The organism is Bradyrhizobium sp. SZCCHNS3016, assembly GCF_032484535.1.
Taxonomy (GTDB): Bacteria; Pseudomonadota; Alphaproteobacteria; order Rhizobiales; family Xanthobacteraceae; genus Bradyrhizobium.
The window spans coordinates 126,019-139,477 of sequence record NZ_JAUETE010000003.1; the positions used below are offsets into that span (position 1 = coordinate 126,019).

At 65.2% G+C, this 13,459-nt stretch carries 16 protein-coding genes and 1 riboswitch; of the genes, 4 read left to right on the top strand and 12 right to left on the bottom strand.

From position 1 onward, the window contains the following. Positions 1-34: 34 nt before the first annotated feature. The gene (locus QW881_RS08050; protein ID WP_315717862.1) at positions 35-307 is read left to right on the top strand and encodes a DUF2277 domain-containing protein; all 273 of its coding nucleotides are present in this window, start codon (positions 35-37) and stop codon (positions 305-307) included. 30 nt (positions 308-337) lie between these two features. On the opposite strand, the gene QW881_RS08055 is transcribed toward QW881_RS08050, so the two are convergent. Then, positions 338-865: a collagen-like protein gene (locus QW881_RS08055; protein ID WP_315755332.1), complete on the bottom strand. Its 528-nt coding sequence runs from the start codon at positions 863-865 to the stop codon at positions 338-340. 161 nt (positions 866-1,026) lie between these two features. After that, a complete protein-coding gene (locus QW881_RS08060) occupies positions 1,027-1,296 on the bottom strand; it encodes a helix-turn-helix domain-containing protein (protein ID WP_315755333.1) in 270 nt (89 codons plus the stop codon). Positions 1,297-1,712: 416 nt separating this feature from the next. On the opposite strand from QW881_RS08060, the gene QW881_RS08065 reads away from it, so the two are divergent. Further along, positions 1,713-2,153 (top strand): hypothetical protein, encoded by a 441-nt coding sequence (locus tag QW881_RS08065; RefSeq protein WP_315717830.1) that lies wholly within the window; start codon positions 1,713-1,715, stop codon positions 2,151-2,153. Positions 2,154-3,109: 956 nt separating this feature from the next. Here the strand turns inward: QW881_RS08065 and QW881_RS08070 are convergent. After that, positions 3,110-3,637, bottom strand: a complete 528-nt coding sequence (locus QW881_RS08070) for a mismatch-specific DNA-glycosylase (protein ID WP_316158301.1) — start codon at positions 3,635-3,637, stop codon at positions 3,110-3,112. Positions 3,638-3,745: 108 nt separating this feature from the next. On the opposite strand from QW881_RS08070, the gene QW881_RS08075 reads away from it, so the two are divergent. Continuing rightward, positions 3,746-4,366: a glutathione S-transferase gene (locus QW881_RS08075; RefSeq protein ID WP_315738576.1), complete on the top strand. Its 621-nt coding sequence runs from the start codon at positions 3,746-3,748 to the stop codon at positions 4,364-4,366. A 33-nt stretch (positions 4,367-4,399) separates the two neighbouring features. Here QW881_RS08075 and QW881_RS08080 read toward each other — a convergent pair whose 3' ends face one another. The 3 genes from QW881_RS08080 to QW881_RS08090 all read right to left on the bottom strand — a co-directional run bounded on the left by QW881_RS08080 (position 4,400) and on the right by QW881_RS08090 (position 6,568). Next, positions 4,400-4,669, bottom strand: coding sequence for a hypothetical protein (locus QW881_RS08080; protein WP_315738575.1), 270 nt, complete (start codon positions 4,667-4,669; stop codon positions 4,400-4,402). A gap of 193 nt (positions 4,670-4,862) precedes the next feature. Continuing rightward, positions 4,863-5,120: a hypothetical protein gene (locus tag QW881_RS08085; RefSeq protein WP_316158165.1), complete on the bottom strand. Its 258-nt coding sequence runs from the start codon at positions 5,118-5,120 to the stop codon at positions 4,863-4,865. Positions 5,121-5,308: 188 nt separating this feature from the next. After that, positions 5,309-6,568, bottom strand: a complete 1,260-nt coding sequence (locus QW881_RS08090; protein WP_316158166.1) for an acyltransferase — start codon at positions 6,566-6,568, stop codon at positions 5,309-5,311. A 298-nt stretch (positions 6,569-6,866) separates the two neighbouring features. Here QW881_RS08090 and QW881_RS08095 point away from each other — a divergent pair, with 298 nt between their 5' ends. Then, positions 6,867-7,211 carry a hypothetical protein gene (locus tag QW881_RS08095; RefSeq protein ID WP_315717823.1) on the top strand — a complete coding sequence of 115 codons (345 nt, stop codon included), beginning with the start codon at positions 6,867-6,869 and terminating at the stop codon, positions 7,209-7,211. 74 nt (positions 7,212-7,285) lie between these two features. On the opposite strand, the gene QW881_RS08100 is transcribed toward QW881_RS08095, so the two are convergent. The 6 genes from QW881_RS08100 to QW881_RS08125 form a co-directional block, all read right to left on the bottom strand. Beyond that, positions 7,286-7,672, bottom strand: coding sequence for a RidA family protein (locus QW881_RS08100; protein WP_316158169.1), 387 nt, complete (start codon positions 7,670-7,672; stop codon positions 7,286-7,288). A gap of 572 nt (positions 7,673-8,244) precedes the next feature. After that, positions 8,245-10,146 (bottom strand): phosphomethylpyrimidine synthase ThiC, encoded by a 1,902-nt coding sequence (thiC, locus tag QW881_RS08105; RefSeq protein WP_316158171.1) that lies wholly within the window; start codon positions 10,144-10,146, stop codon positions 8,245-8,247. 387 nt (positions 10,147-10,533) lie between these two features. Further along, positions 10,534-11,142 carry a thiamine phosphate synthase gene (locus QW881_RS08110; protein ID WP_316158173.1) on the bottom strand — a complete coding sequence of 203 codons (609 nt, stop codon included), beginning with the start codon at positions 11,140-11,142 and terminating at the stop codon, positions 10,534-10,536. Further along, positions 11,129-11,911 carry a thiazole synthase gene (locus tag QW881_RS08115; RefSeq protein ID WP_316158175.1) on the bottom strand — a complete coding sequence of 261 codons (783 nt, stop codon included), beginning with the start codon at positions 11,909-11,911 and terminating at the stop codon, positions 11,129-11,131. Before QW881_RS08115 ends, QW881_RS08110 begins: the two co-directional genes overlap by 14 nt. Before the next feature lie 223 nt (positions 11,912-12,134). Then, complete coding sequence (gene thiS / locus QW881_RS08120) at positions 12,135-12,332, bottom strand: sulfur carrier protein ThiS (RefSeq protein WP_315781926.1); 198 nt, start codon at positions 12,330-12,332, stop codon at positions 12,135-12,137. Continuing rightward, on the bottom strand, positions 12,323-13,336 hold the full coding sequence (locus QW881_RS08125; protein WP_316158177.1) for an FAD-dependent oxidoreductase: 1,014 nt from the start codon (positions 13,334-13,336) through the stop codon (positions 12,323-12,325). Before QW881_RS08125 ends, thiS begins: the two co-directional genes overlap by 10 nt. Further along, a riboswitch (TPP riboswitch) is annotated at positions 13,324-13,434 on the bottom strand. Its footprint overlaps the gene before it by 13 nt. Between the last annotated feature and the right edge of the window lie 25 nt (positions 13,435-13,459).

A 13,459-nucleotide genomic window follows, 5' to 3' on the forward strand; every position in this document is an offset into this window, starting at 1 on the left:
GACTTGGTTCAGTACCGGATTGATGGGACTCATCATGTGCCGCAACATCAAGACGCTGTTCAATTTCGAGCCGCCGGCGACGGAGGCTGAAATTCAGGCCTCGGCCCTGCAATTCGTGCGCAAGCTGTCCGGCTTCAACGCGCCGTCGCAGGCCAACGAGGCCGCCTTCGCCCGCGCGGTCGAGGAGGTGGCCGACGCGGCGCGGCGGCTCTTGACCTCGCTGCAAACCCAGGCCCCGCCGCGCGACCGCGAGATCGAGGCGGCCAAGGCGCGGGAGCGTTCGGCGGCCAGGTTCGGCCCGCGCTGAGGCCCATCGTGCCCTGACAGAAGGCGAAGCTCAGAACCCCTCGTCGTCGAGGTCGTGGCGGTCCCGGGCCTGCTTGTCGTGCTTCTTCTTTTTCTTGCCCTTCTTCTTTTTCTTCTTCTTCGGGATGTCGATGTCGTGCGGATCGTCGTCCTCGAAGGCTTCGTCCAACGCATCGTCATGGGTCGTCGCGGCGAAGATGTCGCGCACCGCGACCAGCTCGGCCTCGCGCTCATGCGCCTCGCGATCCCGCGCGCGCTTGTAGTCGTCATAGGCCGCGAAGATCTGCTCGAGCCACGGCATCAGCTGATCGATCGTCGGCAGCGTGCCCGGCGGTCCCGGTTCACCCTGCGGACCTTGAGGCCCCTGCGGTCCCGGCTTGCCGGGCGGGCCTTGCTCGCCGCGCGGCCCTTGCGGGCCGGGCTTGCCTTGCGCACCTGCCTTGCCGTCGGAACCCGGCTTGCCGCGCTGACCATCTGGCCCGCGCCGCCCGGGCTGCCCCTGCGGGCCACGTGGACCCACGGGGCCCTGCAGGCCGCGTCCGGCCGGATTCTTTGCCACTACCGCAACTCCGCTACACACCTCTGATTCGCGGCGAAGCGTAACAGAGCCGCGATGATGGCAGCAATTGCAGCAGGGCTGCGAGGCCGATTGATCAACATCAATCGGCGCCGCATCCTGATGAGTTCCACGCGATGGGATATCGCGCGGCCGCCGTTGGATCAGGCCGAATAGGCCGGCACTGCGATGCCGTCAGCCGTGTAGCTGCGGATCTTGTTGCGCAAGGTGCGCACGGGCATGCCGAGCAGCCTTGCGGCGTGGGTACGATTGCCGTTGCAGCGCGCCAGGGTCTGCACGATGAGCTCGCGCTCGATCTCGGACAAGGGCGTGCCGATCAACAGCGGCAGGACCTCCGCCGCGGAGCGCGACGGTGGCATGGCAAGCGGCACGAGTGACGGACTTGCGGCTTCGGATGACAGTTCTTGCGACATAATTCCTCCCGATCAACGCCCACGCCGACACTGAAACGACGCGCAAACATCGAGACCAACTAAACATCCAGCCCGTAAATCACCGTGGTCCGACAAGGTTAATGGGGCCTTAACGCGGGCGTCCTGCTGTCGCACCGGTGTCGAATACCCCGAAATGGCCTTGGTTTCGCGCGGGTCTCGACCCATTTGGCCGGCGTCGACGCGCGTCCACGATGGGGGTGCAGAGGACTGATCGTCGGACCGCCACAGTTCCTGCGCTGCGAGCGCATCATATCGAACACACCGGCGGCTGCGCATGCACGGTGCCGTGCAAAGGGCTAAATTCGGCCCGATCGATTCGCTTAGTGGGGCACGATCGTCGCACACGGCCATCGAATTACCTCAAGCCCAAATTCACTTCGCTGGAGACTTCATCCATGACAATTGCATCCTCGCTTCGCGGTCTGCTGGTGGCACTGACAGCTGCTTGCGGCGCTGTCATTCCGGCCACGGCGCACGCAGATGGCGGCTTCATCACGCTGACCATCTACAAGGCGGGATGGATCATCGGCGGCTCCGGCGGCAGCGGCGTGTTGAACTTCCACGGCCGCGCCTATCCGCTCTCGACCGGCGGCCTCGACTGGGGCCTGGTGTTCGGCGGCTCGCGCACGGTGTTGCGCGGCCGCGTCAGCAACATCTGGCGTCCGTCCGACGTCGAGGGCGTCTATGGCGCCGCGGGCGCGGGTCTCGCCGTCGGCCGCGGCGTGCGCGGCATCGTGCTGACCAACCAGAAGGGCGCGGTGCTGGAGCTCTCGGGTGAGCAGATCGGCCTCTTGGCGAACGTCGATCTGTCGGGTCTTGCGATCACGATCAGGTAGTTGCGTCATCGTCGTCGTCATCGTGGACGCCTAGCAACTCACAACAGGTGTCATCGCCCGCTTGCGTGGGCGACGACCGTTGTTGCGTGCTGAGCATTGCCAACACCATCTCTCTCCCTCTCTTCTGCTCATAAGCCCGCGCTCTCGCCGCACCGCGTGCGCGAGGGATGCATCGTGAGAGCCCCGTCGAAAATCGAGAGGGGCAGGGAAGGCCGGGAGCTCGCCGCTCCCATGGTCCGCGTGCAACAAAAAAGCACGCGGCAGAACCACAGGTTCGGCGGAGACATCCCGGCCTTCCCTGCGCGCATGGTTTGACGGCTTATACGTGGTCTCCCTGGTGCGCCGGGCTTGTTGGCCACCATTGCGCGCGCTACGCTTTCGCATGAGCACGCACGTGACACCAGCTTCGGGGTGTCAGGACATCACGACTTCACCGTACGTGACAGCCGGCGCTCGTCGTGCGCAGCCACCACGTCCACCGCGGCCCACCTCCACGTATCGTGACGACGCGTACGTCCCTCTGCATGAGGCGGGTTGAGCGAAAACATCGTCCTGATTTGCCCGACGTGGCAAGCGCGCGTGGGTGCGACAAACTAACACGACGGGCAGTTTGCGCATGATGCGCATGCGCGGATTGCCCGTCGGGCAGAGATAGGATGCTTCACCTCGGTGACGTGGATAGCCACAACCGCGCGTCGGATGGCCAGCATTGCGCTCTGTGATGCAGCGCCCTCTCCCCTTGTGGGAGAGGGCATCTCCGGCCTATCAGCCCGCTCGCTTGGGTGAGGGGTCTCTCTCAGCAAACTACGCTCGGAGAGGGACCCCTCACCCGAGCGCGTTTGCCGCTCTATACTACATGCCCTCTCCCACAAGGGGGGAGGGCGCAGTCATGGGCATTGCGCGGATCGTCGTCAGCGAGTCGCTTGCCGCAATGATGATGGGCTTACTACCCATCATCACCGCACGCGAGTCGGTTGCGCGTCTGAGGTCTGGGCCAAATGCATCGCCAGCTCCCGCCACGGCGCCAATGTCCACGCACCGGATGCGGCGCCGGAGGGCGAGGCGAGCACGAACGTGGTCGGGAAGTCGGCCTGCTCCGGCTGCCGCCCGAGCGCGACCGCGCCGGTCGGCTGGCCATAGAACAGGCTCGCGGCCTTCTTGCTGGTGAAGGCGACCGTCGCCGGTCGATAGTGTCGGATCTTGTCGGCGAAACCGGCGACGTCGACGCCGGCCTTCAGCGCGACATGGTCCATGCCCGCGCCCTGCTTGCACAGATCGGTGAAGCCGATGCCGAGCGCGCGCAGCGCTGGAAACTCGTGCGGCTGGTACAGCCGTGGCGTCAGGCCGACGGAGAACAGCGTCGGCCAGAAGCGGTTGCCGGGATGGGCGTAATAGTGTCCGGTCGCCGCCGAGCGCTCGCTCGCGGCGGTGCCGACGAAGACGAGGCGCAGGCCGGGCTGGAGCTGGTCGGGCAGGCGGTCCATGGCGCCGTTGTCGCATTGTTGCAGTCGTTGCAACAGGCTGTTGACGCGATGCTGCATTGTTGCTGCGGCGGCCGTGGTCTAGGTGACGGCGAGCAACAGGAGCACAGCATGTCGCAACGTCGTCTGTATCATTTCGTCCTTTCCGGCCACGCGCATCGCGTGCGGCTCATGCTGAGCCTGCTTGACCTGCCTTGCGAGCTCGTCGAGGTCGACCTCAAGGGCGGCGCGCACAAGCGGCCGGACTTTCTCGCGCTCAATTCGTTCGGCCAGGTGCCGGTGCTGGTCGACGGCGACGCCGTCATCCCGGACTCCAATGCGATCCTGGTCTATCTCGCCGGCCGCTATGACGGCTCGGGCAAATGGCTGCCGCGCGATCCGCTCGGCCAGGCGCAGGTCCAGCGCTGGCTGTCGGCCGCGGCCGGTCCGCTCGCGTTCGGCCCGGCAGCGGCGCGGGTGGCGACCTTGTTCGGCGCCCCGCTGGACATGGCGAGGGCGCATCTGCTCGCCAACAGCCTGTTCACGGTGATGGAGCGCGAACTCGCCGCGCGGCCGTTCCTCACCGGCGCGGCGCCGACCATCGCTGACGTCGCGCTCTACAGCTACACCGCGCACGCGCCCGAAGGCGGCGTGTCGCTGACGCCGTACCCGAGCGTGCAGGCGTGGCTGGCGCGGATCACTGATCTGCCCGGATTCGTACCGATGCAGGCGAGCGCGGTCAGCGCCGCCTGACCGCCGCCATGCATGAATGCGTGCGAACGCCGCTTACAGGAAGCAGCGGCGCTCGTCGCGCAGCTTGAGCTGGATGTTGGTCGCCTCGACGAAGGTCGGCACCGGCTTGGAAACGATCTTGTAGGTCGACGGCCACTCCACCGGCTTCGACTGCAACTCGGTGTTCCAGATCTGGCAGATGCCGGTGTTGTCCCAGCGGATCACGTAGTAGCCGGACTTGGGCGCAGGCGCGGCGAAGGCGGTAGGCACGATCGAGGCGGCTGCAATGGCCGTGGCGGCAGCGAACGTGGTCAGGCGACGCATCATCAATCTCCTCAAACGAAACAACGACAATCGCCCACCCGCGCGGGCCACCGGCCTTGCGGCCGGACCAAGGCCCAAGTGGTGCGACAAAAGCGCGCGCAACGCAAGCCGCCCGTGCCGTCGTTCACAGCGATGTCCGGATGTGAATGACGACATGCGGTCGTCACATGATGCCGTCAGGCGCCGCGCCGGCTTACAGCGTGCAGCGGCCCTGCTGGCGCAGCCTGATCTGCCGGGTCACGGCGTCGTTGAACGTCGGCACCGGCCGGCTGATGACCTGATAGCCGGACGGCCATGCGATCGGCTTGAAGGCGAAGGCCTCGCTCCAGACCTGGCAGATGCCGGTGTTGTCCCAGCGGATGATGTAGTAGCCGGCCTGCGCTGGCGTAGCGGCGAGCAGCGCGGCCGCGGCGAGGCCTGCGGCAAGACAGACTGTGGTGAAACGAGGCATCGTGAAAACTCCGGCAACGAACTGGCCCAGCCCGCGGCCGGCCCTATGTCGGAGCGGTCTCGATCAATTTGAAGGCAGCCGCGCGCGAATCGTGCGGCAAAAGCGCGCGATGCCCCCGGCCGATGATGAGGCGCGATGAGGCGGCGGAGCGAGAGGCCTCTCGGCGTGCGCAGCGCGTCGCGCAAGCCTCAGGAGTGGATACCTCCGGCGCTCGGTCGGGACGAGAACCGGAGATCGCCGCTGAAGCTCGCGGTCGGAACCAGCGCCGGACCCGCGCCGGCGACGAGCGGCTGCGAGGCCACTGGCCCCGCGCGCCGGCGCAGGAAGTGGCGCTCGAGATAGGCGTAGGACAGCGTGGCCGCCACGACCGACAGCGGCAGCCCGATCGCGAGCCGCAGCGGCCACCAGACGCCGTAGCTGTCCAGGAAATTCAGGACCGGCAGGTGCCAGAGATAGATGCCGTAGAAGATCCGGCCGAGGAAGATCGCGACCGGCCATTCGAAGATGCGGTGGCAGATCGTGCCGTGGCTGCGCATCAGCATGGTCAACGCGAGGATGCCGGGAAGCACGCCGCACACCATGCTGCCGAACAGATAGTAGTTCATGCTCGGCCCGTCCGCCGGCCAGAACAGGAAGGTGACCGTGCCCCAATAGATCAGGAGCGGCCACGCCAGCTTCGGCCAGAGCCGGTCGAGAGCGGGGGAGGCGCCGTGCGGCACCAGCCTTAGCACGACGGCCATCGCGCATCCCGCCATCAGTGCATCGGCGCGGGTGTCGAACGCGGTATAGAGCCGCCGCCACTCGGCCCCATCGAGCACCAGCGCCACGCGCCAGGCCCAGATCGCGGCCGCAATGGCGCAGATGGCGCCGACCAATCGCCAGGTGACGCCGAGGCGTTTCACCAGGACTGCGAAAGTCAGCGGCCACAGCAGATAGAACTGCTCCTCGGTCGACAGCGTCCAGGTATGGCCGATGTCCTCGATGGTCTTCGGGTCGAACACATACCAGTAGTTGGCGATGTAGGAGAGCGCGATCGCGGCGCGCTCCAGCGCCGGCAGGAACGGCGGCCGCAACAACCAGGTGAACAGCAGATAGGCGGCGAGCATCAGCAGCAGCGGCGGCACGATCCGGGCGAAGCGCCGCGCATAGAACTGCCGGAACCTGATGTGGCCGTGCTTGTCGATGTCCCGCAGCAGCAGGCCGGTGATGTAGTAGGCGCTCGCCACGAAAAACAGGTCGATATAGAGCACGGCGCCCGGCACGAGCGTGTGCGAGACATGGGCCGTAACGACGCCCAGGGTCATCAGCCCGCGCATGCCGTCATGCGAGGGAACGTAGCCGAGCGGATAGACCTGGGCCTGGAAGGCCTCCCGGATCGCCTCCCGCAATGGCGCCGTGGCGGCGCCGACGAGGCGGAACAGGGCATGGATCGGCCAAGAATAAGACATCTATCGTGAAATTTTCGGAGATAATGTTTCGGACTATTAAATTCTATTTAAAATTTAAATCGGCCGCAAGAGACGAAAATCGCGGAACGGGGGCCATCACGACGCAGGGGTGCAGAAGAATGAGGCAGGCCGCCTGTGGCGGTGGCAGATGGCGGGCGTCAGTGAAGGCGATGCGAAAGGTGTTGGTGTCGCTAACATAGATTTACAATCAATGGTGGTAGTTCGTGAAATTGGAGCTTAAAATCCGCGATTGTTTTAGTGCGGCCAATTTTTGAGTTTTATTTCAACGGAGCTTGTCATGGAAGAAGCGCATATCAAGGCATTCGAGGCTCTGCCCCAGTCCACGTCGTGCAGGATCATCACGTTCGACAGCGCGACCGTGGTGCCCGGCATCGTTCCGAACACCTACTTCCTGATCGTCACCGGCACCAAGCCCTGGGTCACGATGAAGGTCGAATTGCATCCGCTGATCTATATCCGGCAACCCGAATATTGGGGCATCGAGGTGGTCGGCTGCCAAAGCGGCATCGGCTTGCCGCAGACCGCGCCGTATCACGTTGTCCTCGACATCACACACGTGCGCGGCACGAAGGGGATCGAAGTGATCGGCGCCACGAGCAGGAAGCAGATCAACGTGCCGTAGGTCGGTCGACGGTCGGGTGCGGGGGCATTCGCGCGCTCCGAAGCGGATCGCGCAACGCCCTCGGCCTGACCAGCTCACGTTACGACGAGCGCCGCGACACCCTCGATCTCGATCAGCATCTTCGGATCAGGCAGCGCCACCACCACGCAGGTGGTGCGCGCCGGATACGGCGCCGGCCCGAACGCCGCGGCGTAAAGCCGGTTCATGGTCGCAACATCCGCTGCGCGCGTCAGCAGCACGTTGACCTTGACGAGGTCGCGAATATCAGCGCCGCCTTCGGTCAGGACGCGGGTGAAGTTCGTCACGACGTTGGCGAACTGCGCGTCGAAGTCGTCGGGCAGGTTGCCGTGGGCGTCGAATCCGGGAATGCCGGAGATGAAGAGGAGGTCGCCGACACGGGTGCCGAACGACAGCGGTGGGGCTTTGATGTGGGGTGGGGCGGGGATGTGGTGGATGGGCATGGGACGTCCATTTCGATCTCGTAACTATTCACCAGAGGCGCAAAGCACGCGCTAGGACCTGGGCAGTGGATTTCGGCAGGCTACCGAAAATTCCTACTAATGCAAAGGCGACCGGCCACAGGCAGGCGGCTAGACCGAACAACCAGTGCTGCTTCGGCTCGCGGGAAGACCGTTCGGACATCAGATTCTACTGCTTTCTTTCGCCGCGAAGGTGATGTCCTTTCCTACAAAGTACAATGATGAAAGAACTTAGTTGGCGGTCGGTTTAACGGGCCAATAAACCGAAATTGACCTAATCCCTTGGATTTACTTACTCGCGTTCCTTGCGGATAGTTGTGGATTGGGAACGTGAAGGAGGCTGTTTGTGCATTCGTCGACCGTTCCTTGTCGCTGAAATTGAGAAGGCGGACATCAGCGAGCTTCCGTCATTGTCGCAACAAGCGGCAACCAACGCATCAATTGCGAAATCGAAGGACCGAGCAGATCTCAAACAAAAAGCCGGGCTTGCGCCCGGCTTCGATGGATGGCCGGGTCAAGCCCGGCCATGACGGTGAAGGTGGAGAGAGTGGGCTTCAGGACAACGCCTTGTTGCTCTCCTTCACCTTCTCCGCATCCAGATACACGCTGCCGCCCATTTCCTTGAACTTGGCGCTCATCTGGGCCATGCCGTCCTCGATGGTACCGCTGATGGTCATGCCAACGGTGGTCGGATCATTCAGCGTGGCGGCGTAGTCGCGGACGTCCTGGGTGATCTTCATCGAGCAGAATTTCGGGCCGCACATCGAGCAGAAATGCGCGACCTTGTGGGCTTCCTTCGGCAGGGTCTCGTCGTGGAAGTGCTTTGCGGTCTCCGGATCGAGGCCGAGGTTGAACTGGTCGGTCCAGCGGAAGTCGAAGCGGGCGCGGGACAGCGCGTCGTCGCGGAGCTGCGCTGCGGGATGGCCCTTGGCGAGATCGGCGGCGTGGGCGGCGATCTTGTAGGTGATGACGCCGACCTTGACGTCGTTGCGGTCGGGCAGGCCGAGATGCTCCTTCGGCGTCACGTAGCACAGCATGGCGCAGCCGAACCAGCCGATCATCGCCGCACCGATGCCCGAGGTGATGTGGTCATAGCCCGGCGCGATGTCGGTGGTCAGCGGCCCGAGCGTATAGAACGGCGCCTCGCCGCACTCCTTGAGCTGCTTGTCCATGTTGATCTTGATCTTGTGCATCGGCACGTGGCCGGGGCCCTCGATCATGACCTGGCAACCCTTGTCCCAGGCGATCTTGGTGAGCTCGCCAAGAGTTTCCAATTCAGCAAATTGCGCGCGGTCGTTGGCGTCCGCGATCGAGCCCGGGCGCAGGCCGTCGCCCAATGAGAACGACACATCATACTTGCGCATGATGTCGCAGATCTCCTCGAAATGGGTGTAGAGGAAGCTCTCCTTGTGATGCGCGAGGCACCACTTGGCCATGATCGAGCCGCCGCGGCTGACGATGCCGGTGACGCGGCTGGCGGTGAGATGGATGTAGGCCAGCCGCACGCCGGCATGGATGGTGAAGTAGTCGACGCCCTGCTCGCACTGCTCGATCAGGGTGTCCTTGTAGAGCTCCCAGGTCAGCTGCACAGGGTCGCCGTTGCACTTCTCCAGCGCCTGGTAGATCGGCACGGTGCCGATCGGCACGGGAGAATTGCGCAGGATCCATTCGCGGGTGGTGTGGATGTTGCGCCCGGTGGAGAGGTCCATCACGGTGTCGGCGCCCCAGCGGATCGCCCACACCATCTTGTCAACCTCTTCCTCGACCGAAGAGGTCACCGCCGAGTTGCCGATATTGGCGTTGATCTTGGTCAGGAAGTTGCGGCCGATGATCATCGGCTCGAGCTCGGCGTGGTTGATGTTGCAGGGGATGATGGCGCGGCCGCGCGCGATCTCGGAACGCACGAATTCCGGGGTGATGAAGGCGGGGACCTCCGCGCCGAAGCTTTCGCCGTCGGCGAGCGCGGCCTCGGCGCGCTCGAGCTGGGTCTTGCGGCCGAGATTCTCACGCTCGGCGACGTAGATCATCTCCTTGGTGACGATGCCGGCGCGGGCGAATTCGAGCTGGGTGATCTTGTGGCCGTCGAGCCCGCGCAGCGGCTTGTGATGCGCGGTGAAGGCTTTTGCGGCCTTGTCGGCACCGACATTGCCGTTGTCCTCCGGCTTAATGTCGCGGCCCACATATTCCTCGACGCCGCCGCGCTCGCGCACCCAGGCAATGCGGGCGCGCGACAGGCCCGCGTTGACGTCGATCGTCACGGTCGGATCGGTGTAGGGGCCGGAGGTGTCGTAGACCGGCAGGTTCGGCTCACCGGCGCCTTCCGAAAGGATGATCTCGCGCAGCGGCACGCGCAGGTCGGGCGCGGCATCAGGCGTCGCGTAGATCTTGCGCGAGGAGGGCAGCGGGCCGGTGGTGACGGCGGGCAGGGTGGTGTCGGGATTGGAGCGGATGTTCATGGGATCCTCCTTCTCAATCGTTGTTGTCGGAGTGAATGGGGGACGTCACTGCGAGGAGCACTTGCGACGAAGCAATCCAGGGCTGCTCACGTCGCTCTGGATTGCGTCGCTTCGCTCGCAATGACGGTGGAGAGAGTTGAGCCTCATGCCAGTTGCTCGCTCGTACCGAGCCGAGGGCGAAAATGAGTTGTCGACGTAAGGGGCGGATGCTGTTCAGGCTCCCTCCCCCCTTGTGGGGGAGGGTTGGGGAGGGGGGTAACCCCGCGTTCGGTGCTCGTGGCTCACCCCCCTCCCTAGCCCTCCCCCACAAGGGGGGAGGGAACGAGCTCGTGTGGGGCGAGGTCGGGGCCCAATCGCTCTCAGACGCATTCGCAATATCAGCGCGCGTCATGCCGGCTCCTTCGTCGCATCGAGCCAGGCGCGAACGCGGGCGTCGGGGTCTGCATTCTGGGTGACGTCGCTGACGACCGCGATGGAATCGGCGCCGGCGGCAAAGATCTCTGCGGCCTGCTCCAGCTTGATGCCGCCGATCGCGACCAGCGGGATGGCGCCGACGCGCTTCTTCCAGTCGGTGATCTTCGCGATGCCCTGCGGCGCGAAGCGCATCGCCTTCAACGTCGTCGGGAAGATCGGACCGAGTGCGACGTAGTCGGGCTTGGCGGCGAGCGCGGTCTCCAGCTCGGCATCGTCATGCGTGGAGAGGCCGAGCGTCAGGCCGGCCTCCTTGATCGCGGCGACGTCGGCGTCGGCGAGATCCTCCTGACCGAGATGGACGTGCGCGGCGCCGGCGACGATCGCGGCGCGCCAATAGTCGTTGACGATCAGCCTGGTCGCGGTGCCCTTGGTGATGGCGAGCGCGTCGGTGACGATCTGCAGCGCCTCGCCGTCATTGAGGTCTTTCGCGCGCAACTGCACCGTGCCGACGCCGAGCTTGGTGAGGCGCTCGACCCAGGCGAGGCTGTCGACGACGGGATAGAAGCGGTCAGGATACGGCATGCCAGAACGGTGTCCCAACGACAGGGGTGGAGGGCGAGGCGAAATCACGGGCGTCCATCAACCCGGCCTCAAAGGCGGTGCGGCCGGCCTCGCAGCCGAGCCGGAAGGCGCGCGCCATCGCGACCGGGTCGGCGGCTTTTGCCACCGCGGTGTTGAGCAGCACGGCGTCGTAGCCGAGCTCGAGTGCTTCCGCCGCGTGTGAGGGCGCGCCGAGGCCGGCGTCGACGACGAGGGTGATGTCAGGCAGGCGGTCGCGTAGGAGCTTGAGCGCATCGCGATTGGTGATGCCTTTGGCGGAGCCGATCGGCGCCGCCCAGGGCATCACGACCTTGCAGCCGGCATCGACCAGGCGCATCGCGACCGTGAGATCCTCGGTGCAATAGGGGAAGACCTCGAAACCGTCCTTGATCAGGATATCAGCGGCTTCGACGAGCCCGACCACGTCGGGCTGCAGGGTGTCGTTGTCGCCGATCACCTCGAGCTTGATCCAGGACGTGCCGAACAATTCGCGCGCGAGCTTGGCGGTCGTCACCGCCTCGCGCACGCTGCGGCAGCCGGCGGTGTTCGGCAACACCGTGACATTCAGCTCGTTGATCAGCTTCCAGAACGCGTCGCCGGTCTTGCCGCCGGCGGCCTCGCGCCGCAGCGACACGGTGACGATCTGCGCGCCCGAGGCGCGGATCGCGTCCTGCATGATGGCCGGAGATGGGTAGAGCGCGGTGCCGATCAGCAGGCGGGAGGTGAAGGTCTTGTCGTAGAATTTCAGCATGGGAAAGGTCTCTCCCCGAATGAGGCTGTCATCCCCTGTCTGCGCGGGGCGCGACTTTCTCTCCCCACGTCGTCCCGGCGAACGCCGGGACCCATACCGCGTGATCTCACGTGGGACCTCGGTGGGAGAGATCGAGCTTCAACACAAAAGCCGGTGGCTATGGGTCCCGGCGTTCGCCGGGACGACAGCGGATTCCGTGGCGCAAGCGAGCGCTCCATGAACTTCACCCTCCCTGCCGGGGCGTGATGATCTCGATCTCGTCGCCGGTCTTGAGCTGCGTCTCCGCCCAGCGGCTCCTCGGCACGACATCGTAGTTCAGCGCGATGGCGAAATGGGTGCCCTCGTAGTCGAGCTCGGAGAGCAGCGCGGCGACGGAGGTCGCGGCGATGTCGCGGGCCTCGCCATTGACGGTCACGCGCATCGCATCACCTCGTTGTCGATCTGGCCGTGCGAGATGTAGTTCAGCGTCGCCTGCGCCAGCGCGGGGGCGATCAGGAAGCCGTGGCGATAGAGGCCGTTGACGCGGATCTCGCGCTCGCCCTTGATGGTGATGCGCGGCAGATTGTCGGGATAGGCCGGCCTGAGCCCTGAGCCGAATTCGAGGATGCGGGCCTCGCCGAATGCGGGATGCACGGAGTAGGCGGCACCGAGCAATTCCAGCGCCGAGCGCAAGCTGACGCCGGTGTCCTCGGCCTCGAGCGAGGTCGCCCCCAGCATGAACAAATTGTCCTCGCGCGGGATCAGATAGAGCGGGAAGCGCGGATGCATCAGCCGCACGGGCCGCGCGAGCTGCACCTCGGCGGTCTCGATCAGGATCATCTCGCCCTTGACGCCGCGCAGCTCGGGCTCGGCGTCGCGCGCCTCCAGCCCGCGGCAGTCGATCACGAGGCCGTCGAGATCATCAGCCGTGACGTCGCTGTTGAACAGCACCCGGCCGCCGGCCTCGACGATGCGCTGATGCAGCTTCGGCAGCACGCGGCGTGGCTCGACATGGCCCTCGGTCGGGTAGAACAGGCCTTCGCGGAAGCGCCCCTCCAGCGACGGCTCCAACGCTGCAAGCTGCTGCGCGTCCAGCCGCTGATAGCCTGACGTGCGGCGGGCGAAGCGGTCGTAGTCGGCGCGGTCGCGGGCATGCGCGATCACCAGCGAGCCGTTGAACGGCGTGTCCGGCAGCTCGCGCCGCCAGATGTCGAGCGAGGCGAGCCCGAGCCGGCTGATGATCGGCTCGGCGACCTCGCTCTCGCAATAGGGCGCGAGCATGCCGCCGGCCCAATGGCTGGTGGAGAGCATCAGATCGGCGTCGCTGCGCTCGTGCAAGGTGACGTGATGGCCGGCCCGCGCGAGCAGCAAGGCTTGCCAGGCACCCGCGATGCCTGCACCGATGATGGAAACGGGGACATCCCCGCGCGTGGTTGTCTGCTGCATCCCTGTCCCTTCGCCGGCATGACCCGGATCAGGTTCAAAGGGTCACCGCACATCGCTGCGGTATCTCAGCTCCCCTCGGAGCTCCCCTCGGAACACGCTTAAAATAGACCGATATCCCCCCGT

Bases quoted from the DNA above. Each gene is read 5' to 3' on its own strand.
- QW881_RS08090 (WP_316158166.1), bottom strand. From the start codon at position 6,568: ATGTCTTATTCTTGGCCGATCCATGCCCTGTTCCGCCTCGTCGGCGCC.
- QW881_RS08065 (WP_315717830.1), top strand. From the start codon at position 1,713: ATGACAATTGCATCCTCGCTTCGCGGTCTGCTGGTGGCACTGACAGCT.
- QW881_RS08100 (WP_316158169.1), bottom strand. From the start codon at position 7,672: ATGCCCATCCACCACATCCCCGCCCCACCCCACATCAAAGCCCCACCG.
- QW881_RS08070 (WP_316158301.1), bottom strand. From the start codon at position 3,637: ATGGACCGCCTGCCCGACCAGCTCCAGCCCGGCCTGCGCCTCGTCTTC.
- QW881_RS08080 (WP_315738575.1), bottom strand. From the start codon at position 4,669: ATGCGTCGCCTGACCACGTTCGCTGCCGCCACGGCCATTGCAGCCGCC.
- QW881_RS08085 (WP_316158165.1), bottom strand. From the start codon at position 5,120: ATGCCTCGTTTCACCACAGTCTGTCTTGCCGCAGGCCTCGCCGCGGCC.
- QW881_RS08075 (WP_315738576.1), top strand. From the start codon at position 3,746: ATGTCGCAACGTCGTCTGTATCATTTCGTCCTTTCCGGCCACGCGCAT.
- QW881_RS08060 (WP_315755333.1), bottom strand. From the start codon at position 1,296: ATGTCGCAAGAACTGTCATCCGAAGCCGCAAGTCCGTCACTCGTGCCG.
- QW881_RS08095 (WP_315717823.1), top strand. From the start codon at position 6,867: ATGGAAGAAGCGCATATCAAGGCATTCGAGGCTCTGCCCCAGTCCACG.
- thiS (WP_315781926.1), bottom strand. From the start codon at position 12,332: ATGCGCGTGACCGTCAATGGCGAGGCCCGCGACATCGCCGCGACCTCC.
- QW881_RS08050 (WP_315717862.1), top strand. From the start codon at position 35: ATGTGCCGCAACATCAAGACGCTGTTCAATTTCGAGCCGCCGGCGACG.
- QW881_RS08110 (WP_316158173.1), bottom strand. From the start codon at position 11,142: ATGCCGTATCCTGACCGCTTCTATCCCGTCGTCGACAGCCTCGCCTGG.
- QW881_RS08115 (WP_316158175.1), bottom strand. From the start codon at position 11,911: ATGCTGAAATTCTACGACAAGACCTTCACCTCCCGCCTGCTGATCGGC.
- QW881_RS08125 (WP_316158177.1), bottom strand. From the start codon at position 13,336: ATGCAGCAGACAACCACGCGCGGGGATGTCCCCGTTTCCATCATCGGT.
- thiC (WP_316158171.1), bottom strand. From the start codon at position 10,146: ATGAACATCCGCTCCAATCCCGACACCACCCTGCCCGCCGTCACCACC.